24 protein-coding genes are annotated in these 21,102 nt (G+C 32.7%); 23 read left to right on the forward strand and 1 reads right to left on the reverse strand.

All coding sequences use genetic code 11. The annotated features are described in order from the left end of the window. Position 1 precedes the first annotated feature (1 nt). The 8 genes from B5S50_RS12390 (at position 2) to B5S50_RS12430 (ending at position 8,804) form a co-directional block, all read left to right on the forward strand. Positions 2-823, forward strand: coding sequence for a hypothetical protein (locus tag B5S50_RS12390; RefSeq protein WP_217301959.1), 822 nt, complete (start codon positions 2-4; stop codon positions 821-823). A gap of 4 nt (positions 824-827) precedes the next feature. Further along, positions 828-1,148 (forward strand): hypothetical protein, encoded by a 321-nt coding sequence (locus B5S50_RS21585; RefSeq protein ID WP_254306592.1) that lies wholly within the window; start codon positions 828-830, stop codon positions 1,146-1,148. Then, positions 1,148-2,566, forward strand: a complete 1,419-nt coding sequence (locus B5S50_RS12400; protein ID WP_217301960.1) for a phage tail sheath family protein — start codon at positions 1,148-1,150, stop codon at positions 2,564-2,566. Before B5S50_RS21585 ends, B5S50_RS12400 begins: the two co-directional genes overlap by 1 nt. A 12-nt stretch (positions 2,567-2,578) precedes the next feature. Then, positions 2,579-2,995, forward strand: a complete 417-nt coding sequence (locus tag B5S50_RS12405) for a phage tail tube protein (RefSeq protein WP_217301961.1) — start codon at positions 2,579-2,581, stop codon at positions 2,993-2,995. Between the two features lie 22 nt (positions 2,996-3,017). Continuing rightward, on the forward strand, positions 3,018-3,482 hold the full coding sequence (locus B5S50_RS12410) for a hypothetical protein (protein ID WP_217301962.1): 465 nt from the start codon (positions 3,018-3,020) through the stop codon (positions 3,480-3,482). 144 nt (positions 3,483-3,626) lie between these two features. Further along, on the forward strand, positions 3,627-7,838 hold the full coding sequence (locus tag B5S50_RS21590; RefSeq protein WP_254306593.1) for a tape measure protein: 4,212 nt from the start codon (positions 3,627-3,629) through the stop codon (positions 7,836-7,838). Between the two features lie 85 nt (positions 7,839-7,923). Then, on the forward strand, positions 7,924-8,568 hold the full coding sequence (locus B5S50_RS12425) for a DUF4190 domain-containing protein (RefSeq protein WP_217301963.1): 645 nt from the start codon (positions 7,924-7,926) through the stop codon (positions 8,566-8,568). Positions 8,569-8,633: 65 nt separating this feature from the next. After that, complete coding sequence (locus B5S50_RS12430) at positions 8,634-8,804, forward strand: hypothetical protein (RefSeq protein WP_217301964.1); 171 nt, start codon at positions 8,634-8,636, stop codon at positions 8,802-8,804. Between the two features lie 3 nt (positions 8,805-8,807). Here B5S50_RS12430 and B5S50_RS12435 read toward each other — a convergent pair whose 3' ends face one another. Beyond that, positions 8,808-9,065: a hypothetical protein gene (locus B5S50_RS12435; protein WP_217301965.1), complete on the reverse strand. Its 258-nt coding sequence runs from the start codon at positions 9,063-9,065 to the stop codon at positions 8,808-8,810. A gap of 80 nt (positions 9,066-9,145) precedes the next feature. Between B5S50_RS12435 and B5S50_RS12440 the strand changes: the two genes are divergently transcribed. From B5S50_RS12440 to B5S50_RS12510, 15 genes are all read left to right on the forward strand, one after another. After that, on the forward strand, positions 9,146-9,907 hold the full coding sequence (locus B5S50_RS12440) for an SH3 domain-containing protein (RefSeq protein WP_217301966.1): 762 nt from the start codon (positions 9,146-9,148) through the stop codon (positions 9,905-9,907). A gap of 8 nt (positions 9,908-9,915) precedes the next feature. Beyond that, positions 9,916-10,896, forward strand: a complete 981-nt coding sequence (locus tag B5S50_RS12445) for an XkdQ (protein WP_217301967.1) — start codon at positions 9,916-9,918, stop codon at positions 10,894-10,896. Then, the gene (locus B5S50_RS12450) at positions 10,871-11,200 is read left to right on the forward strand and encodes a hypothetical protein (protein WP_217301968.1); all 330 of its coding nucleotides are present in this window, start codon (positions 10,871-10,873) and stop codon (positions 11,198-11,200) included. Before B5S50_RS12445 ends, B5S50_RS12450 begins: the two co-directional genes overlap by 26 nt. Continuing rightward, positions 11,201-11,662 carry a DUF2634 domain-containing protein gene (locus B5S50_RS12455; RefSeq protein ID WP_217301969.1) on the forward strand — a complete coding sequence of 154 codons (462 nt, stop codon included), beginning with the start codon at positions 11,201-11,203 and terminating at the stop codon, positions 11,660-11,662. Positions 11,663-11,666: 4 nt separating this feature from the next. Beyond that, positions 11,667-12,788: a baseplate J/gp47 family protein gene (locus B5S50_RS12460; RefSeq protein ID WP_217301970.1), complete on the forward strand. Its 1,122-nt coding sequence runs from the start codon at positions 11,667-11,669 to the stop codon at positions 12,786-12,788. 3 nt (positions 12,789-12,791) lie between these two features. After that, complete coding sequence (locus tag B5S50_RS21595) at positions 12,792-14,579, forward strand: pyocin knob domain-containing protein (protein ID WP_254306594.1); 1,788 nt, start codon at positions 12,792-12,794, stop codon at positions 14,577-14,579. Between the two features lie 3 nt (positions 14,580-14,582). Further along, positions 14,583-15,203 carry a YmfQ family protein gene (locus tag B5S50_RS12470; protein WP_217301971.1) on the forward strand — a complete coding sequence of 207 codons (621 nt, stop codon included), beginning with the start codon at positions 14,583-14,585 and terminating at the stop codon, positions 15,201-15,203. 12 nt (positions 15,204-15,215) lie between these two features. Beyond that, positions 15,216-16,628: a hypothetical protein gene (locus B5S50_RS12475; protein ID WP_217301972.1), complete on the forward strand. Its 1,413-nt coding sequence runs from the start codon at positions 15,216-15,218 to the stop codon at positions 16,626-16,628. Positions 16,629-16,640: 12 nt separating this feature from the next. Beyond that, on the forward strand, positions 16,641-16,937 hold the full coding sequence (locus B5S50_RS12480; protein WP_217301973.1) for a hypothetical protein: 297 nt from the start codon (positions 16,641-16,643) through the stop codon (positions 16,935-16,937). Between the two features lie 3 nt (positions 16,938-16,940). After that, on the forward strand, positions 16,941-17,090 hold the full coding sequence (locus tag B5S50_RS12485; RefSeq protein WP_217301974.1) for a hypothetical protein: 150 nt from the start codon (positions 16,941-16,943) through the stop codon (positions 17,088-17,090). Between the two features lie 88 nt (positions 17,091-17,178). Then, positions 17,179-17,496, forward strand: a complete 318-nt coding sequence (locus B5S50_RS12490) for a hypothetical protein (RefSeq protein ID WP_063601129.1) — start codon at positions 17,179-17,181, stop codon at positions 17,494-17,496. Positions 17,497-17,513: 17 nt separating this feature from the next. Further along, a complete protein-coding gene (locus B5S50_RS12495; protein ID WP_217301975.1) occupies positions 17,514-18,275 on the forward strand; it encodes an N-acetylmuramoyl-L-alanine amidase in 762 nt (253 codons plus the stop codon). Between the two features lie 67 nt (positions 18,276-18,342). Beyond that, positions 18,343-18,807: a hypothetical protein gene (locus B5S50_RS12500; protein WP_217301976.1), complete on the forward strand. Its 465-nt coding sequence runs from the start codon at positions 18,343-18,345 to the stop codon at positions 18,805-18,807. 91 nt (positions 18,808-18,898) lie between these two features. Continuing rightward, the gene (locus tag B5S50_RS12505) at positions 18,899-19,654 is read left to right on the forward strand and encodes a DNA adenine methylase (protein WP_217301977.1); all 756 of its coding nucleotides are present in this window, start codon (positions 18,899-18,901) and stop codon (positions 19,652-19,654) included. A 163-nt stretch (positions 19,655-19,817) separates the two neighbouring features. Then, on the forward strand, positions 19,818-20,819 hold the full coding sequence (locus tag B5S50_RS12510; RefSeq protein ID WP_217301978.1) for a tyrosine-type recombinase/integrase: 1,002 nt from the start codon (positions 19,818-19,820) through the stop codon (positions 20,817-20,819). Positions 20,820-21,102 lie beyond the last annotated feature (283 nt).

Genomic DNA, 21,102 nt, shown 5'->3' on the forward strand with positions numbered 1-21,102 from the left:
TATGCGTGCAGGGATAAGAAAAAAATTAATTGACAGTATTCCAGAACTTAAAGATGTGTACGAACCTACTGTACCAGACCAATCTACTCCTAAACCCTATGCAGTAGTATTACAGGGATCTGATGATAAGCAAAATAACCCAACGAGTTATACAAGGAATATTCAAATATGGCTGTATGCTGAAAGACTTACTTTCTTGGATTTAGACAGCTTGATGGATAAAGTTATAGCAGCACTAGATTTACAAACTATAACTGAAGATTCAGGAGAAAGCTATACTTGTACATTTAATGGAACTATAGGTCAAGATGTTATAGATGAGGAATGGGATGCAATTGCACGAGGATTACAGTTTAATGTTATTGCTTTACATGAGGATGATGAATCTCCGGTAGATACATGGCTTAAAGCTGTAGCAGATTATATAAATAGTCTCACGAGTTTGCCTGTATATCCAGATTACTGGAGAAAGAATTTTGCGGTACCTTCTGTATTGTGTAGAATACTGAATATTAAGCCTACGACTGAAACATTAGGAGCTAATAGAATTACAAAAACTATTAGATGTCACTTTATTAGCAGAAATAAGGGTGAAGCTAATAATTTTATTAGTACTATAGAGAATCAATTAATCCAGGATTTAAAAATACCTTTGAATTTAGCAGATAGAAGATACTTAACTATAAGCAGTATAAGAGAAGATAGAGAAGCAGATCCACTTACTGTAGGCCAACTCAGTGTGGATTTTTTTAGGTTAGAAAATATTAAACATAATGCTCCTACTATGGAGAAAATCTATGGAAGGGGATCAATGAAGGAGTGATATTATGCCGGATATAAGTAATCCTGACATTAAGAAGAATGATGCAGCTAAGGATACTTCCAATACAAATATAGATGTAAAAGAAAGTACACCATCTAGTAATAGCACAAGTGCAACAATACCTGCAGTTAAAATAAAACAGGAAGAGATAAATAATGTAGAGATAAAGTATCCAATTGAAGATTTAATTGAAAATAGTAAAGCACTTACCGGCTCTAGTAAAGCAGCAGCAGTAGGTGCTTTATTTAATTGCAAAGAAAAAGAACTTACAAAAGATAACTTTAAGAAAATAATAAAAGATTTTCTAGGAAGGAAGGTTGAATAATGGCTAAAGGAACATGGAGTGAAACAGATAAACCAAGTGTACCTGGGTTTTATAATAGGTTTCAATGGGCAGCTGAAAACAGACTAAATCAAGGGACTAATGGAATTGTTGTTATGCCAGTTAAAGCAGATTGGGGTCCGGTAAAACAGGTAACGTCTGTTACAGATATTCCTGAATTAATAAGTAAGTTTGGTTCAAATATGGATCTTACTGCATATAAACTTGGAAGATTAGTATTACTTGGAAAACCTAAAGAGTTGCTGTTATATAGGCTTGCGGATGGCAATGAGAAAGTAGCAAGCTTAATTTTAAAAGATACTACTGCTACAACACCAGTGGATGTTATAAAGCTGGAGACATTATATCCAACAGATAGGAAATTTAATGTATCAATAAAACCTGACATTGTTAACAGTAGTGTTGTAGTAATAACTCTTTATGAGGGTACTGAACAGCTTTATGCATTTAAAGTACAGGGGAGCATTACTGATATAGTAAACAAAATAAATAGTAACTATAATAATGTTTGGCTTAAAGCTTCAATAATTGCAGATGGAAATGGGAGTCTTGCAAATATAGTAAACCAACCATTAACAGGCGGTAATAATGGAGTATCAGCTATAACAAATCAACATTATATTGATGCTATGACGACTTTTGAAGGATATAAAAAAGATGCATTTACTTTAGATGGAGTTGGGGACACATCACTTCAAATGTCAGTACAGTCTTGGATAGATAAAAATAAATTAAATGGCAGTGATGTACTTGCATATATGGGAGCAGCTTCTGGCTCTCAAATTGACGATATAAACTCTCAGTCTAAAACTTTTAACGATGAAGCTGTTGTAAATGTAGGTGTAAGTGGAATTTATGAAGGTATAAAATATTCTCCTGCTGAAACTGCTTGTTATATGGCAGGACTTGCAACTGGAAAAGGAATAAAAGAGAGTATATGCAATGAAGAGACTATATTTGAAGACGTTGAACCAAAACTAAGCAAGGATGAAATAAATGCATGTCTTGCAGCAGGCACTTTAATCCTTGTAAATGAAGATCAAAGCGTGATAGTTGTAGATGATGTTAATACTCTTAAAACTTACAGCAGTGAGCAAAGTGAAGCACTTGGATATATAAGGGCTGTTAAGTTTTTATATGCTGTAGATGAAGATACAAGTATAAAGAGATCTGACTTTATTGGCAAAGTAGATAATGATAACACAGGTCAAAAAGTTGTTATATCTGCTTTAAAAAAATACTTTGAAACGCTAGAAGATAATGGAATAATAAATAATCCTGTAGTGGCAATAGACAGTGATTTACAAGCAAACGCAAAGAGTGATGAGTTCTATTGGAAATGGAATGCTGACTATGTAAACATAATGAAGAAAATTTTTGGTACTGGATATGTACAGTAGAGGTGATAAAAGATGAATAAAGTTTTAGATGCAAGCCGTGTCATTCATGGAAGACATGGCAAAATTATGATGGATGGAGAACAGCAAACACAAGTACAAGAATGTACAGCTGAAGTTACTCCGGATAATAAGGAAATAAATGTGCTTGGTGATGATTGGACTAGATATAAATCAGGAACAAAAAAAGGTTCTGGAACTATGAAAGGCTATAAGGTTACTTCAGATACGATAAAAAGAGGATTTAAAAGATTTGAAATACTAGCTTCACTTGAAGATCCAGAAGCATATGGCTATGAATCAATAAGAATTATGAATTGTATGGCAAGTAAGCTGCAGTTATTAAATCTTAAAGCAAATGATGTTATCGACGAGGAAATACCTTTTACTTTTGAAGGTTATGAGCTTGTGGATGCTATTGAAGCAGAATAAAAAATAGGAAGGATGATTTTAAATGGATAAAAATAAGAAAGTAAATAATGATTTAGAAAGTATGACTGATGATGAAATTATAGAAAAATTATTGTGCGAAAATGAACTCCCAACTAAGACAGTATTTATGAAGAGGTTGGCAATACCTGTAAAACTTAAGGCTTTAACTGCTAAACAAGTATCAAAACTTAGAGATCAGTGCACTTTCACAGATAAAGTAAAGGGTAGGGAAATACGTAAATTTGATAATGATGCATTTAATATGGGATTGATAGTAAAAGCTACTGTTTCACCTAATTGGAATTCCAGTAAATTACTGCAGGGATTGAACGTAAGCAGTGGTGAAGAAGTTATAAAAAGAAAGCTGCTTGCTGGTGAATTAGATTCTTTGGGAGATGAAGTTCTTGATTTAAGTGGATTTAATGATGAACTTAAAGATATTGAAACAATAAAAAACTCATCAAGTCCAGATACAAACTTAGCTTAATAAATTTCCTCTGGGTAAGACATCACTTGAAACTTAGAGAATTCGATGAAATGCCTTATGAGGAACAGAAGTGGTATTTGGCAAGTGCAGAACTGGAAATGGAAGCAGAGGATAAACTGAGAAAGACGCTCGGGAGGTGATGCATTGGCCGAAAAGGAAATTTATCATTTAGACGTAGTAATTGGTGTTAAGGGTGATGAGGATACCAAAGAAAAACTAAGTGCTATGGACAAGTATATAGCTCGATTAGAAAAAAGAACTAAAATAATGGATAAAATTAGCATGTCACCCTCTATACGGATAAATGATAAAGCAACAAAACAAATAGATAAAGTTAATTCCACTTTAAATAAATTAAATAAGGTGGCAGCAACTCCTACTGTTAAAATTAATGATAAAGTTACTGAACAGATGCAAAAAGTAAATGGTAGTTTAAATAAATTGAAGAATGCTAAAGTCATATCTATAGTTGATATATACGATAGGGCGAGCAAACCCATTAATAACATAGATAATAGACTTAAGAACTTAAACAAAAGTAAAGTAGCCCCTATGGCACAGCTAAATGATGAGGTAACCCAACCTGCTAAAAGGATAAATGCTGTTTTAGAAAAATTAAATAAATTAAGGGTTGGAATAAAAACAAATATTGTAGATAGGATATCTGGGCCAACAAGAACTATATTATATGGACTTGGTAAAATTAAAAACACAACATGGTCAGCCACAGTTACCATAAAAGATAAGGCTTCATCTGGTTTAAGTATAATAAGGAGTGGAATAAGCAGGACTATTGGTATGGCTGTATCACTTCAAGGGTTGCTTTTAGGTGTTGGAGGTACCTGGGCAGGATTTGTAAAACCAATGCAAATAGCAGGCGATTACGAGCAAACTCAGATGGCATTTACTACTATGCTTAAAAGTGCACAAAAAGCTAATGATTTTCTAGCACAAGCACAAAATATGGCTAATGATACACCTTTTGAATTTCCACAATTAGCAAATGCAAGTAAAAAACTGCTTGCATTTGGTTGGGATGCTAAAAGCATACTGCCTGATCTAAGAACTATAGGGGATGCCTCTGCAGGCTTGGGACTTGGAGCAAAAGGCATAGATGAAATAACTCTAGCTCTTGGACAAATGAAAGCAAAAGGGAGAGTCCAGGGTGATGAAATACTTCAATTAACTGAAGCTGGTATACCTGCAACTAAAATATTGCAGGAACAACTGGGTTTAACTGCTGACCAGGTTGCAAATATAGGTAATCAAGGAATAGCAGCAGATAAAGCGATAAGTGCGTTATTAACTGGAATGGATAAACGATTTGGTGGAATGATGCAAGCTCAAAGTAAAACTGCTTTGGGTTTAATATCTACTCTTAAAGATACTTTTGAAAACAAGATACTTAACCAATGGGGAACTGGCTTATGGACAGGTATAAAACCAGGTCTTATTAAAGTAACGGATTGGTTAGATAAAAATGATAAAAAGGTAACTGAACTTGGATCTTTATTTAGAAAAGCAGGAGAAAATGTTAGTTCATTTATTGGTGGAGGGATTGAAGACGCTCAACAAAGATTAAGCAAGCTTATGGATAGTAAGCAGTGGAAGAATGCTAGTATTGGAGGGAAAATTACATTAGCATGGGATAAAGTAATAGCTGAACCCTTTAGTGCATGGTGGAATGGTCCCGGAAAACCCCAAATAAATAAAGTTGCTAGTGATATGGGATCATCCATAGGGGGAACTCTAGGTAATGGAATTGTTTCCTTTTTAGATGCATTAGGTGGAAAAGAAGATAAAGTTGGTGATTCTGGTACTAGTGCAGGAACTGCTTTCACTAATGCATTTTTAGAAGCATTTGATACTGGGAAAATATTTGATAAGTTAATATCTTCATTTACAGGTGCAAATATAAACGCTGCTAAAAATCCTAATGCTTCCACCCTTACAAAAGCTGGATTAATGGACTATATATTACTTGGAACATTAGGCGGTTCAAAATTAATAAAAGGCGGATCAAAAGCTTATAAATGGCTCAGATATGGTAGTGCAGCTGGTAAAACAGCAAGTGGAGTTGCAGGAGCAGGAGCAAAAGCAGCAGAGAATGTTTCTGGAATAAGCAAAATAGCAAATTTCTTAAAGAAAGCAGGTGCTATTACAAACTCAAAAGTTTTTAAAGCATTACCAGTAATAGGACCTCTTGCTACATTTGCAACGTCAGCATATGCAGTTAATTCATCTTCAAACAAAGCAAGAACTGTATCGGGTTTAGCTGGTAACTTAACTGGTAGCTCCATTGGAGGAAAGATAGGCGGAACAATAGGCTCCATATTTGGACCTATAGGCACAGGCGTAGGATATTTAGCAGGTTCAGCTATAGGTTGGCATTTTGGTGGAAAAGCTGCGACTGGATTATATGATAAATATAATGCAAATTCATCTGCAAATAAAATACCCACTGGTTTTACAAAAAGTTTTAAAGATGTAACTCAAAGCAATACAAAAAATGTAGGGACAACGCAAGCTTTAAATAGATCTCAATCCGGACTTACATTACAAAGTAATGCATATAGAGGATCACTTGGAAATTTACTTAGTAGTACAGGACTTACTGTAGACTCTCAAGGAAGATTAATAGATGCAAGTGGTCAATATGAAGGTTCATTAAATGATTTATTATCTAGCACAGGACTCATGTTAGATTCCAATGGAAATTTATTAGATGTAAATAGTTTAGTACAAGATTCTCAAGCTAATTTAGCACTATCTATGACTAATTTATCAGATACCGTAAATAATTTAAATGGTAATATGGGTGGATTAGGTAATAAACAAAGTGAAGGATTATGGGGTAAAGTTAAAAACTTTTTTGGAATTGGTAATAGTCCTACGACTTCATCAACATCAAAACAAGTAAATACAGTGTCCAATAATAGTACTAAAGGCACTGACGTTCTATCTATCCTTACTGGGAAACCTACTTACAAAGCAAATGGTGGAGTTACAACAGGACCAGAGCTAAGCGTTATTGGTGAGGCAGGTAGTGAAGCAATTATTCCTCTATCAAGTAATAGAAGAAACAGAGGATTAAGTTTATGGCAGCAAGCAGGAAGAATACTTGGCGTAAGAATGTTCGCCAATGGAGGTATTGTAGGAAATGGAACGTCTTCAGGAGGAAAGCAAAAAACCACAGCTAGCTTAAATACCACAATTTCATTAGGTGATGATTCTTTAAGCAGTTTCAAGCAATATGGTAAAAAGATAAATGATTATTTGGGTAATGGAATTGTATCAGAAAAAAAAATTCCGGATGATTCTATGAATAAAGTAACAGATTCATCTAAAGGAATATTAAACTTATTCTCTAAAACTGGACATATATATGGAATTGGAATAGATAATGACATTGCTGAAGGCATTAACTCAGCAACAGGCAATGTAACAAGCATTGTAAAAACTCTTACGGATAAGGTTATTGAACAGTTCAAAACTGGTTTTGGAATACATTCTCCTTCAAGGGTATTTTATAAATTGAGCCAATTTATACCGCAAGGAGTTATAAAAGGCATGTCATCTGTAGACGTTAAATCTTTTATTAATAAATGGATGTCGGATATTATATCTAGTGCTGGTGCAGTAGGTGGAAATGTATCAGGATGGATAAGCAGTGCCCTTGCCATAACAGGAAGCCCAATGTCATGGTTGCCAAAGCTTTTAGATATAGCAAGTAGAGAATCAGGTAATCCTGGACAACTTGGAACTGGTAATGCTTCACTCATGAATAGTGGACCCGGTTCAGCAAGTGGTTTGATGCAATGTATGCCTGATACGTTTGCAGAATTTGCTTTACCTGGCCTTGGTGATATTTTCAATCCTATCGCAAATGCAGTTGCTGCCATTCGATATATCAAATCAAGGTATGGAACTCCTTTTAATATTTATACTGGACCTGGTTATCAAGGATATGCAACCGGAACTGATAACGCTAAAAAAGGATTGGCCAGGATAAACGAAAGAGGTTGGGAATTTGTAGATTTTACTGGTGGAGAAAAAGTTTTAACACATACAAAATCTGTAAGCTTAATGGAAAGAGCTGCAAATTCGATAAGGAATGTAAAAACTGCTGTATCTAGTTTAGCTGGAACAACTGCAGAAAGTAAAAGTGTTAACACAAACCCTATATATTATACTTCTCAGCCACAAATGGCTATGGCTGGAGCTAGTTATGGATCTATAAATGTAAAAGTGGATAACAAATTTAGTAATGATGTGAATGTCGAAGATATAGTAAAACAAGCAACTGCAAAATTTGCGACAGAATTAAGAAAAACATTACAAAACACTAAAAGGTAATAGTTTTTAGTATAAATACCTTCCCTATAATAAAATATGTTATAATTTTACTAACAAAATATTAACATAGGGGGAATTTTTTACAATGGAAACTACAGAAAAGCCTAAAAGTAAAAAAGGCATTACATCTTTTATATTAGGAATAATAGGCCTTATAGTATGGATTATACCTATAATTGGAGCACCTGTAACTATTATTGGATTAATTTTAGGCATAAAAAGTCACAATAGTAATCATAAAAAATTAGCTATTGCAGGAATAGTGTTATGTACAATAGGGTTATTTTTAACTATAGTAAATGGTGCTATAGGTGCTTATAAAGGTGGAACAGGAACCTTATTTAATTCAAATACAACTAATAACTCGTCAAGTAATGTTGCAGCTACCACAGATGAATCAAAACAAAGTATTAAAAAGATTACATTTTGTGAAAAAATAGATAATAATCTTAATCCTACAAATACAAAAGACAATTTTAACATAGGAGAAAAATGTTATGCTAGACTTGACAATAAAGCTCCATTTAAATCATCAAAATTGAAATTAGCAATTTATAAATTAAATGGAAATTCAGAGAGTGTTTTCTTTAGTCAAGAACAAGACATGGATCAAGACAATACAATTTTAGCTGTACCACTAAATATTGATACAGCAGGAAAATATAAAATTACTATAACACGTTCATCTAATGATCAAAAACTAGGAGAAGGTGAAGTTACAATACAATAATTAATAAAAAAAGAATCACTTAATTGTGGTTCTTTTTTATACCCTAAAAAAAAGAGGTGATAATGGTGAATGATAAGGAATTACAAAATTTGAATTCTATAGACCTTGATTTGATAAAAAAAATAAGTTCACAAGTTATAAATATTATTATAGAGAATGGCCTGAATACAAGACAAGTAGATATATTGCTTGAATTGATTCAGGCTCAAATTAAGGAATGTAAATTAAGTTATTAAAGGTTACCAGCATTTAGTTCCTACAGGTATATTATTATGATTGAAATCGTCAGCATCTACTATAGTTATTGTATTATCATTTTTATCAATTTCACATTTAGCAGATGTTGAGCTAATTAAAATATTATTATCTGTATCAAGTTCAATAACTGCAACCTTTCTATTATTAAATTCAACCATGATTTTATTTTGAGCGGACCATAAAGTGTATGATGAAGAAGTACTTTTTATGGTCCAGTCTCCTAATTTTATACTTGACATTATTATCACCTCCTATAGGTGATAATTCTACAAAATAATGTAAATACCTTTGGAAGAAAATAGAACAGAGAGGTGATCTTATGGATCTAGGAGATATCGTTAAAAGTCTAGTGGAAAACACAGCAAAAGCTGTAGAGACTGGAGCAAAAAGAGTAATGAGCCTTAACTTTGATGTGTATTTAACAAATGTCAAAGACAATGACAAGCTCCATTTTCCTGTAAATCCACTTAGCCTTACAGTAAATCATGAGAAAAAATATACTACTGCAGACATAATTGATATAGGAGAAGTAGATATAAATGATAAAGGTACCAAGATAAAAGAAATAGCTATAGAGACTTTAATTCCAGATGTATGGGAACCTTACTGTAGATATACAGATATACCAAATGCAAATGATACAATTGAAAAGCTTTGGAAATGGGAAGATCGAACAGATCCACTAAGGCTGATTATTACTGGTATAGGATTCAATGATCTTGTTAATTTAGCTAATATAAGTGAAGAAGTTAAACCAGAAGGTTTATATAATGGAAAATATTTTACTTTTACATTTAGAACTTATAAGGAATTAAAAATTACCAAAGTTGATACAACATTAAAAAGCAGCAGGCCAGCTTCTACTGCTTCAAGTGGAAGTGGATATTCTCATCATGTAGGTGAATGGATATATATAACTGCAGATTCTCTAAATGTTAGAGATCAACCTGACAACACATCCGGAATAAGGGGTACGGTAAATAAAGGGGAATGTTACAAAATTGGAAGAGTCCAAGGCAATTATGCAGATATATACTGGAGCAATCATGGTGGATGGGTTGATTGTACTTACGTTAGGTAGGTGTTTACATGATAAATATTATTGCAAAAGACATTTATAAAATAGGTAATTTAAATGAAGGTGTTTCACTGCAGGAAAGTATAGATTCAATAGCCTACGTTGCCACAGTCAAGCTTCTTGAGACTGATGAACTTAAAAACATAGGATTTGTAAAAGGGAATGCCATTGAGGTATGGGATACTGCTTTTAATAGCAGTAATGATGTGAGAGTATTTAAAGGTATTGTTTGGGAAAGAGAAAAAACTAGGAAAGATCGTACATTAGAGCTTACCTGTAAAGAACGAACTGTTTACATGGAACAATCTGAAGATGAATATCTTTTAACTGAAGGTGAAACAGCCTCACAGAGAATAAAAAAGTATGCAAATGACTGGAATATACCCATTGGAAATTTCGCAGATACAGGAACATCCCTTGCTAAGAATATCTATAGGGGAGACACCATTTTAGATATGATATTCAAAGACCTTAAAGAGACATCTCAAAAGGGTGGAAAACTATATAAGGTAAGAATGTCAGATAAGCTTGACTTAGTGGAAATAGGTACAAATTCAACTGTATGGAAATTAGGATCTATAGTAGAGGATGTAGATGAACACACCTCCCTTGAAGGTGCTGTAACTCAGGTAAAAGTTCTTGGTTCACAAAGTGATGATAGTTTAAGCTCTGTTATAGGTACTTACGAAAAGGAAACAAAAGGCTATGGAACATTAAGAAAAATAGTTCAGGATGATAAGGTAACAAATGCAGATGAAGCAAAGAAAAAAGCTGATTCTTTATTTAGCACTGGTGAGGATTACTTTACATTAAATTGTGATGCTGATATAAACACTATAAGAGCTGGAGACAAAGTAAATTTTGATGATACTGATTTATATGTGGCTAGTGTTACACACACTTTAGGAAGTGTAGGGAAAATGGATTTGACTGTAGGAACTATGGATTATATAAGGAGGAAATTTTATGCAGGAGATGGAGAATCTAGTTAGAGCAATGAAGGATGATACTAATAACTCTATAAATAGTGCTGTTTCTGGTATTGGAATCGAGTATGGAACTATTACAGAAACAGGATTACAGTTAGATAATTTTAAGCATGAAATAACTGATTATAAAGTACTTGATTATTTAAAGACAGACAAAGATTACTTTACTCAGACAAATAGTGCAGGTATTGATAGTCATTCACATAAAGTTGTAACACCAGAAGTCTTAAAACCATTAAAAAGTGGAGATAGGGTATTGGCTACACAAATAGGAGCTGAATTTATAGTTATAGGAAGGGTGAGTTAAATGCCTAATCTATTTCCTGACAGTGATTATAGTAACAATAATACAGATACAAATGTGCAGGAACCTTTAGTTTTGAAGGGTTCCTATTTATTTGATTTTAGTAAAGGAGAGTTTGTGAAAAATCCTGATGGAACTGTAAAAAAATGTGACAAACTAATAGCATATAAGCAGTGGTGTCAAATGGCAACTAATACAGACAGAAATAAATATCTATATAGTGATTCATTTGGAGAAGAATTTTACCAGTTAACAGGTACAGGATATTCCCAGGAGGCTATAGAACTTGAAGTTAAAAGGATGACTGCAGAGGCTTTAATGGTCCATCCCTTAACTAAAGATGTCACCAATTTTAGTTTTACATGGCAAAATAACGGTGAACTGTATTATACCTACACAGTAATTACTGCAGATGAAACAAGCTTTTCTTTAAACAATTCTGTAAATGTCGTGAATGTGGGGTGATGATATGGCAAATATGACAGTACCTGATATACCCGATTTCTTAAAGGAAGATGTAGATACAATACACAAAAGAATGTTAAGTAAAGCCCCTGATGATGTTAGTACAATTGAAGGAGATTTTTTTTGGAGTGTTACAAGACCTGTAGCAGAGGAAGAGTATAAGCATAGACAGCTTATGGCTGCATTTATAAATCTTGTATATCTTCAAAATAGTTATGATGGGTACCTGGATTTAATAGGTGCTCAAATAGGAGTAATTAGAAAAGACGCAGAGCCATCAAAAGATGTTATAAAGATTTGTGGTAGATCTGGTACTTTACTTGAAAGTGGAAAGATAGCAGGGACAGTCTCAACAGAAAATAATCCAACTGTGGAATTTGAATTTCTAGAAACCAAAACAATAGATGATACTGGAGTAACAGAAATTAAAGTTCAGTGTACCCAGGATGGGACTATAGGAAATATAAAGGCTGGTAATGTAACACTTCTTATAACGCCTATAAATGGAGTTACTAGTGTAATAAATGAACATGATTTTACTAATGGTATAGATATTGAGGGTAATGATGATTATAAAAGGAGGATTTTAGAGAAATTGCAAACGCCAGCGACAAGCGGAAATAAAGCACAGTATAAAAACTGGGCAAAGGAAGTTACAGGAGTAGGAGATGCTAAAGTAACTTCATTGTGGAATGGAAATGGTACTGTAAAAGTAACAATTATAAACAGTAATAAAAGAGCTGCTGACAGTGAATTAGTACAGAAGGTAAAAAACTATATAGATCCAGAACCTTCAGGAAGCGGAGAAGGACAGGCACCTATAGGAGCAACTTGTACGGTAGTTTCTGCGGTAGAAAAGGCAATTGATATATCAGTTAAGGTAGTTATTGCAGGTGGTTATACATTACAACAAATACAGGATAATTTAACTGCAGCAATGCAAAAGTACTTAAGTGATTTAGCTTTTAATTCTACTTACGTAAGTTATGGGAAAATAGGCGGAATAATTTTAAGTACAGATGGAGTAATTGATTATAATAACCTAACTATAAATAGCGGAACTATTAACGTGCCATTAGCAGATGAAGAAATACCAGTGTCAGGAGCTATAAATTTGGGAGTGTGATAAATGTCATATCCAGAAAGCATAGATAAATTCACAGAAAAGCTTAATAAATTAGATAATAATACTTATGTAATAGAAGAAATTGTGAACTTAGTTGATGGTAAGTACGAAGGTGAGCTTCAACACGATAATGTTAGCACATCTTCTATTAACGTATATACAGGTTCTAAACTTACAGGGGATAAAGTAGAAAATGTTATAGTATCCACTCCCAGTCTTACTCCATGGAAGAGAAATATTAAAATATTTTCAAACATATCTCCTGTTTATATTAGTTATGAAACCCAAGGTGATACTGTTGAATCGGAGGATATTAATAAGGTCCAGGATAGTATTACAAACATTCAAACTGAGGTAGACAGATATAAAAATTCCAACGATCTAAGGGTATCTAATGACGAAGTTAAAATTACTAATGTTGAAAATAGTAAGGCAGATAAAACTTATGTTGATACTGAATTGAACAAAAGATATACCAAAGATGAAACTTATACCAAAACTGAAACTGACCAGAGAATTCAGATGGTTGTTAATGCAGCACCTGCAGCACTAGACACATTAAAGGAAATTGCTGATGCTCTTAATGATGATCCTAATTTTGCTGCAACAATTACAACTGAACTTTCTAAAAAAGTAGATAAAGTTGATGGTAAGCAGCTTTCTACAGAGGATTATACGACTACAGAAAAAAATAAGCTTGCAGGAATACAAGATAATGCTAATAATTATGTTCATCCTGCAACACATCCTGCTACTATAATAACAGAAGATGAAACTCATAGATTTACTACTGATACTGAAAAATCAGACTGGAATGACGCAAATAATAAAAAGCATTCTCATTCAAATAAAAGTATCCTGGATATAATTACACAGGTTTTAATTGATAATTGGAATGCTGCTTACAATCACATATCAGATACTGTAAAACATATAACTGCTGCCGAACGAAACTTATGGAATACAGTTAGCAATAAGGTAGACAAAGTCACCGGAAAGGATTTATCTACAAATGATTTTAACAATGATTATAAATCAAAATTAGATGGTATAAGTACAGAAGCAAATAAGACAAATTCATCTACTACAAATGGGAATATACAAATAGACGGAAAAGAAACTATAGTATATTCTCATCCTGGTAGTGGTACTAATCCTCATGGTACAACCAAATCAGATGTAGGACTTTCTAATGTTACGGATGACGCACAGGTAAAACGTACTGAAATGGGTGTTAATAGTGGAGTTGCAACATTAGATTCAAATGGTATTAATGCACAATCACCCAAAGTACACACTCATGATGATAGATATTATACAGAATTAGAATGTGATAATAAATATGCAACAAAAACTGAAATAAGTAATGCAGGCTATGGAGATATGCTTAAAAGCATCTATGATAAAGATAATAATGGCAAAGTTGATAAATCTGAATATGCAGATTCAGCAGGAAATTCAGATACAGTAGATGGAAAACATGCTGCTGATTTTGTGCCAAATGTAACAGATATAAGTAATACAGATTTAAACAATCTTTTGACAACTGGTTTTTATCAAGGATGTGCTGTAACTAATGCGCCATCAAATGGATGGTATTATTTTGTTGTTATAAAATATCAAGGTACTGGTTGGTGTATACAATGTGCCACAGGCTTTGGATATGGGAGCACTAATAACGCTCCAAATAATATTTATATGAGAGTTATGCGTGGCGGTAGTTGGGATGGATGGACTAAAGTTTTAACAAATAAAACTGGCACCACATGGAATGACCTAAAGGGGGTGTAATGTATGTATGGAACAGAGCAATATGGAACAACCCAATATTCACAAGATCAGCCAGTAACAGATGAAGAAATTAAACCCTATAAACCGGATCTTCTATATAGATTACCTCCTGATTTAAAAAATATTCCTGAGTTTAAAGCATGGAATGACGTAAGCAGCTATGAATTAGGTCTTTCTGCTTGGCAAGAAGAAGATATTTTGAATCAATGTTTTGTAGATACTGCGACCTGGGGGCTTGCATTTTGGGAAAAAGTTTTAGAAATTGCAACTGATTTAAACAAATCTTATGAAGAAAGACGTGAAATTATAAAAGCAAAGCTAAGAGGATCTGGGACAACAACTACACAGATGATAAAGAATACCGCAGAATCTTTTAGTGGTGGAGAATGTAATGTTATTCAGCATCCAGAAAATTATAGTTTTACAGTTCAATTTGTAGGTATAAAGGGTATCCCAAAGAACATGCAAGCCTTTAAGGATATGCTGGAAGATATAAAGCCAGCACATCTTGCATATGACTTCAAGTACACATATACGGTTTGGGACTTCTTAAAGCAAAAAAATCTTACATGGAACCAGGCCAAAGCTCTTACATGGGATAGTATAAAAGTTTATAACGAATAGGAGGGGCATAAAATGCAAACAACAGCAAATTATGGATTTAAAAAGCCAGATGGAGTAGAAACAGTAAATATTGATGATCTAAATTATAATGCAGATGTTGCTGATGTTGAATTAAAAAAGAGAGCCTTACAGACCGATTTTAGTTCGCATTTGGCAGATAATACGGCTCATGGTATTGGTGATAGAAGTAAGTTACTAACAACTGCTAAAGATAATTTTGTAAATGCAATAAACGAGGTTTTTCAATCTGGCACTAGCGTAAAATCTAATACGATTAGTGCCGTAAACAGCAAAGGACAAAGTCTTAGTACCACATCTACATGGGATCAAATTATAGCTGCTATAAATTGTATAGCAAGAGGACAAGGGAATGCTGTAGAAAACCAGGTATTAAGTGGAGCAGATTTTAGTAATTCAGATGGTATTTTAAGACATGGTAGTATGCCTAATAATGGAACAGTAGTACTTACACCTACAACTGTAAATCAAGCTATAGCACAAGGTTATCATCCAGGAACTGGTTATGTAAAGGGAGATACTAATTTAGTAACGTCTAATATTAAGTCTGGTGTTTCCATATTTGGAGTATCAGGAAAATCTAGTGTAGTAGAAACGACAGAATCAGCTAATCCTATTGCAGCAAGTACAGTAAGAAGTGGAAAGGTAGGATACGTAAATGGTAGTAAAATAACTGGAAGTTTAGCTGTACAGGCTACAGCAGCACAAACAGTAACACCTGGAAACTCTGATATTGTAAAAGGTGCAGGTATTTATGATGCCACTATCACTATAAAGGGTGACTCTAATTTACAATCCCCAAACATATTAAAAGATAAATCTATATTTGGAGTTATAGGAACAGCAGAAGAAAAACCCAATAAAGCAACTTTACTGAATAGCTTAATTTCAAATAATTTAACAATGGTGTCATCACTTTTTGCAGATGAAAATTGGTTTATTGATAATAATAATAAATATATAGCTAAACAATATGATTTAAATGGTAATGTAATAAATACTGTAACTTTAAATTCGTTGTACAGTATTTATTATATATCTAAAAATTATATTTTAGCAGGTAATAGTAATGTTGTATGCTTATATAATAAGAGTGGTACATTACTACAAACTATATCTAGGGCTTTTGATATATCTGGAGCTTATATAGATGAAAAAAATAGTAGAATTATGTTTGTAAATAAATCATATGGGTGGTTTGAAATTTATAGTTTAAGTTTTAGTGCATTGAAACAGTCTGCTATTATTAGTAGTGGAAATATAGTTATTATACCAATGGGTGATATGATTTTTGTTAAAAACTCTTGTAGTGCAATTTGTTCTATAGACGTACAGAATAATATAATTAGTGGTTCTACATTTATAGGTAGAGGTTTTGAAAAACAATATATTGGTTATGTATTATAAAAGGAGGATTATATGAAATATATAAAAATAAACAATTTTTACAATAAATTTGATCAGCCTGATTATAAAGGATTAGATTTAAATCAAATATGTGCAGGAAGTCAATTATATCCACCTAATGTTACTTACGCAATATTTGCAACAAATGAAGAATTAACAACATTATCTGCTGATATAGTAGAAATAACAGAGGCAGATTATACTTCAGAAAAAACAGCTATAGAAACTAAAAATAAACAAAACACACAACAAATAACAGATAGGTTATCTGCAGTTGAGGTAGCTGTAGCAAATATGATGGGGGTGTAATAAATGGAGGTTTGGAAGAAAAGTATTTTTGTAAATGCTATTAAGGCTTTAATGTTACAGGAAAATAAAATTGCTGCTGAGGTTATTACTAGATATACTAAACTTACAGATGTAGAAAAAGCAGAAATATTAAATACTATTAACCCACAATAGAATATCTTTACGTACTAACTATAAAGTAAAATAAGGACTAGAAGTAGTCTTTTTATTTTGATTAAAACACTTAAATGGGAGGCCTAGAATGAATGATAATTGTAAAGAGTGCCCTTACATCCAAAACTTAAAAGATGATGTAAGTTCACTGAAAAGTGAGCTTAAAAGTTTAGATGAAAGGGTAATTGTTGTTGAAAAATTTTCTGCTTCAGGTGGTGAACAGATAAAGATGATATTTAAAATACTTAATGAAATTAAGGATAGTATCAAAGATATTGGTTCAAAACTTGAAAATATAGAGACAAGGCCGTCACAGGATTACTCAAAAATTAAATTAGCTGTTATAACCTCAATATGTTCAGGAATAGCTGTAACAATACTGGGGTTTATTTTTACAAAAAAATAAGGAAAGGAAATGATTTTATGGTAATAACTTATGATTTTGGACATGGTACTGGAGAGGACAGAGGAGCTGAAGGATATAGAAATGAGGAACATGACTGCCGAGAATATGGAGCACTTGTTATTAAAAAGTTACAGCAACTAGGGCATACTTGTTATGATTGTACACCTTCAGCAAGCCCAGGTTTATCTTTAGGACAAAGTCTTGCTTATAGAGTTAACAAAGCTAACTCTATAGGTTCACAGCTCCATATTTGCATGCATGTAAACGCCTATGAAACAGATAAGGCCAATGGCTGTGAAGTTGAGTATATAAGTGCTAGTGGAAAAGAATATGCCGATAGGGTATGTGATGAAATGTCTAGTAGTTTAGGTTTTAGAAACAGGGGTAGTCAATTAAGGACAGGATTGTATGTATTGAAATATACAAACATGACGGCAATATTGATTGAACCATTTTTTTGTGATACAAAGTCAGATTGTGACAAGTACGATCCCGAGAAACTGGCAACAGCCATAGTAAAAGGAATTACAGGGCAAACAGTATCAAGCCAACCAACTGAACCTAAGCCAGTAGTACAAACAGTACCTATGTATCCTGAAACTATTCCAGAAGGAGTATTTCAGATTCCAGGTACTAAATTTTATATAGAGCCAAGAGCTGACGGAGATATGGGAATTCACCTGGACAGAGGAAATTATATTACTATTCGTAAAGGTGGAGCTCCGGTGGTAGTTTACAACAATAACAAAGGTCAGGGCGGATCTAAGGTGTTATTTTAGTATTTTATAAGGCTAGTAAAATAGCTTTTTTTAAATTATCAAAATTAAATTTTAGGAGGAAAAAAGTATGTTAGGAAATGAAGCAGCAAATATAATTTCAAGTGGAGTATTAAGTGTTTTAGGAGCTTTAGCTTCTTATGGTGTAGCTGTTGGAGTTACTTATCTTAAGAAGAAAAGGGAAGCTTTAATAAAACAGCTTGGTGCAGATCAGTACAACGAGGATTATAAGATGGCACAGGATATTTACTATATAGTAGAGCAACAGTTTAAATTTATCCCACAGGCAGGAGAACAAAAGAAAAAGAAATTTGATAAGCTGTTAGTTGAAAAGATCCCAGGAATATCTCAGGAGGAACTCGATCACTTCAGGGAAACTATTTGTGGAAAGATAAATTCAGAAGTTGTAGCTGGTAAAATTTTAACTCCTGCATTTATAGAAGGGAAAGATCTTGCAGATGTAGCAGAGATTAATAAAAAATCAGATAGTGTTTCTATTAATTCTCAAGATACTGGAAGCACAATAGCTCAATAAATTTAATTTTATTATAGTGGTCTTTGCAGGCCACTATATTTTTTACCATTTAACCGAACATAAGTTTGGAAATACAAAGGAGGAATTATAAATGAACAGTTTTATAGGATGGATAGGTGGAAAGAAATTATTAAGAAAAGAAATAGTTAAAAGATTTCCTGAAAAATTTAACAGATACATAGAGGTATTTGGAGGTGCAGCATGGGTTTTATTTTCAAAAGACAAACAAGCCAATATGGAAGTATACAATGACGTAAATGGTGATCTGGTCAATTTATTTAAATGTGTGAAATTTCATTGCGGAGAATTGCAAAGAGAGCTTTCGTTTATGCTTAATTCAAGAGAGTTATTTTATGATTTTGTGAGCCAATACAACACTAGGGGAATGACAGATATACAAAGGGCAGCACGATTCTTTATGCTGATTAAGACAAGCTATGGAAGTGACCATAGGTCTTATGGTTGTGTTAAAAGAGATATAAATGTGATGATTAAATATCTTACTAAAATTCAAGAAAGGCTTTCAGGAGTGGTTATTGAAAATAAAGATTTTCAGGATTTACTTAAAGTATATGACAAAGGAGATGGGCTTATATATTTAGACCCTCCATATTATGGTACTGAAAGATACTACCAGGCTAAATTTTCAGAAGAGGATCATATGAGATTATATGATTGCTTAAATAATGTAAAAGGCAAGTTTATTCTTTCATATAATGACTGTGAATTTATAAGAGATTTATACAAAAATTTTAATATAGATGAGGTTGTGAGAAATCATAATCTTGTGGGTAAGTATAAAAACAAAAATCATAAATACAGTGAATTGATAATTAGAAATTATTAATACTGATTTAACCCTAGTTCCAAAAGCTAATATTTTATTTATTATTGTTTCTAAGGTTAAATGTTAAGGGTTAACAAAATAAAAATTTTAATATATCTACGGGGTGAAATATCAAGCTCTATAGGAAGATATTTTACTTCTGTAGATTAGAAGGATCAAAAAAATGAATTGCAATGAAGAAGTAACAATTAAATTAATCGGAAAACTAAGTTTAGAATTTCCAGAGCTAGATCAATTTAAAATACGAAATATTGTAGATCAAATTCTGGTGAATTATGAAATACATCCAGTAGAAAAATCTCTTGTAGTAAGTGATATTGAAGAAAAAATTCAATATTTTTTAGCCGTAAAAAAATTAGATGGAGCAAGTCTATGTACAGTTTATAACTATAAATTACAATTATTGAAATTTGCAAGTTTTTTTCATAAGACAATAAGTTCAATTACAACGATAGATATAAGAATGTACCTTGCTGTTGTATCAAGTTCTGGAGTTAAAAAGACTACATTGAGTAATAAAATAAGTATATTAAAATCATTTTTTGGATGGCTTGAAAGAGAAGAAATGATTTTAAAAAACCCAATGCGAAAAATTAAAAACATTAAAATAGATAAGCATTTAAGGAAGTCTCTTACACAAGACGAATTGGAGTTACTTAGAGATGCATGTAAAACAATTCGCCAGCGTACATTACTAGAGGTTTTGTTTAGTACAGGTTGTAGACTATCTGAAGCAGTAAATATAAATGTAGAAGATGTAAAGTGGGATAAAGGTGAATTAAATGTCATAGGGAAAGGTTCTAAAGAAAGAACAGTATATTTAAATTCTAAGGCTAAATTATATGTAAAAAAGTATTTGAAAGAAAGAGATAAAAAGGGTATTACAAATAATGCTCTTTTTATTTCATCTAAATATCCTTATGGAAGATTGGGAAACAGAGCTATTGAAAGAGAAATGACTAAAATTGCAGAAGCAGCAGGATTTTCTAAATCCATATATCCTCATTTAATACGCCATACGACTGCAACCTTAGCATTATTTGGTGGCATGAAGATTACATCAATACAAAAGATTTTGGGACATGAAAACTTAGATACAACTATGATCTACAGCGAAGTAAGCAACGATGATGTAAGATCTGAATTTAAAAAGTTAAATCAATAATTTAAAGTCTTAGACTTCTGAACTTATGGTATTAAGTATTTTATTTTTACTAACTTGTTATATAAAATACTTGCATTATTATACTACGTGTAGTATAATAATATTGTAAGGAGGTGAGAAAAATGAATCTAAGAGAATTAAAAGATTACTTAAAAGAGTGCAAAGCAAAAGGAACTGTCCCGACCATTAAAGGCTTAAACCAGTTCCATAAAACAAATAAAGAAAAATATAAAATTTCTTAAGCACTCAGGGAACCAGTTGCAGCTGGTTTCCTTCTTTCAAA

It is taken from the genome of Clostridium sp. 001 (assembly GCF_019056555.1).
GTDB lineage: Bacteria > Bacillota > Clostridia > Clostridiales > Clostridiaceae > Clostridium_B > Clostridium_B ragsdalei.